This is a genomic window from Microbacterium sp. BF1 (genome assembly GCF_019279095.1).
GTDB classification, from domain to species: Bacteria; Actinomycetota; Actinomycetes; order Actinomycetales; family Microbacteriaceae; genus Microbacterium; species Microbacterium maritypicum.
This window is the reverse complement of record NZ_JAGYWT010000653.1, coordinates 1-1,143: the sequence shown is the minus strand read 5'-3', so window position 1 is coordinate 1,143 and position 1,143 is coordinate 1. Positions and strand designations below refer to the sequence as shown.

At 69.8% G+C, this 1,143-nt stretch carries 1 protein-coding gene and 1 pseudogene; both read right to left on the bottom strand.

From position 1 onward, the window contains the following. A partial coding sequence (locus KZA10_RS15755; protein ID WP_218683355.1) for a CPBP family intramembrane glutamic endopeptidase occupies positions 1-787 on the bottom strand: 787 nt, incomplete at its 3' end. Continuing rightward, positions 784-1,143 (bottom strand): annotated as a pseudogene (locus tag KZA10_RS15750) (DUF1648 domain-containing protein); the annotation flags it as partial. The gene KZA10_RS15755 and the pseudogene KZA10_RS15750, both read right to left, overlap by 4 nt.

The following is a 1,143-nucleotide window of genomic DNA, read 5'->3' as shown; positions in this document are numbered from 1 at the left end:
CGATGAGGACGAGCCCCGCCGCGTCGTTCAGCGAGCCGTGCGCGATGACCGCCGGCCACACGGATGCCGAACGCAGGCGCAGCCAACCGAGCAGAATGCCCCAGGCCACGCATCCGCCGATCATGAGCAGCACGCCGGTGAGGTCGGTGCGCCCGAAGTTGTAGCCGAGAAGGATGACCGGGCTGTGCCATGCACCCCAGATCACCCCGCTGAGGATCAGGGCCGGCCAGGTGCCGAGCGGGCGCAGCGCCGGAAGCAGCCAGCCGCGCCAGCCGAGCTCCTCGCCGAAAGCGAAGAGGCTGTTGAACAGCCCGCCGACGGGGATCATCGCGAGCTGTGCGAACACGATGACCTGGACAGGAGGCAGCGGCGTGCCAGCCGGGACGGCCTTCTCGAGTTCGGCGGCGAACGCCGCGAACGTCAGATCGAGCTGCACGAAGCCGAGCGCGGCGGAAAGCAGGATACCCAGACCCACCAGCAGCGGCGGAACGAGCCAGCCGGCGACCATGAGCCAGATCACCCGCTTCGCCGGCCGCATCGGCCACAGTCCGAGGAACCGTGCACGCTGGCCGCGCGCGGGGACGCGCATCACGAACGTCACGACGAGGGCTGCCACCGCGGGTGTGAACATCATCACCGGCAGCAGGAGGACCGAGATCGGCTCAGCGAGACCGTCGCCCAGCCACAACGGCAACGCCACCAGCCAGGCGAGGGCGAAGGAGACCGCCACGAAGGCGATCACCGCGGTCCACGGCACGCGGCGCGTGTGCAGGGCCTGATGGTTCATGAGGTCGCCTTTCCGGAGTCGGTCGAGGAGGTGCCGGGTGTTCGTGAGCGGTCGACATAGGCCTGCAGCAGCGCCGCGGCTTCTTCCGCGCCGTCGATCGTCACGATGAACGGCCGTCTGTCACGGCGGGAGACCTCGATCGCCGAACCGCGCCGCATGACGATGCCGGACCGTCCGTCGACGCTGATGCGCCACCCCCAGCCGCCGAACTCGGCGAACGGCGAGATCTCGACGGCGTGCACAGACTCGATCTCGTCGAGCGGGATGCGGATGCGCGGCCACCTCAGCAGGGCCCGCGCCGAGAAGCCCTCCGGCGTGACCTTGACGCGGAAGGAGGCTGTCGCCGCCAGCGCGAG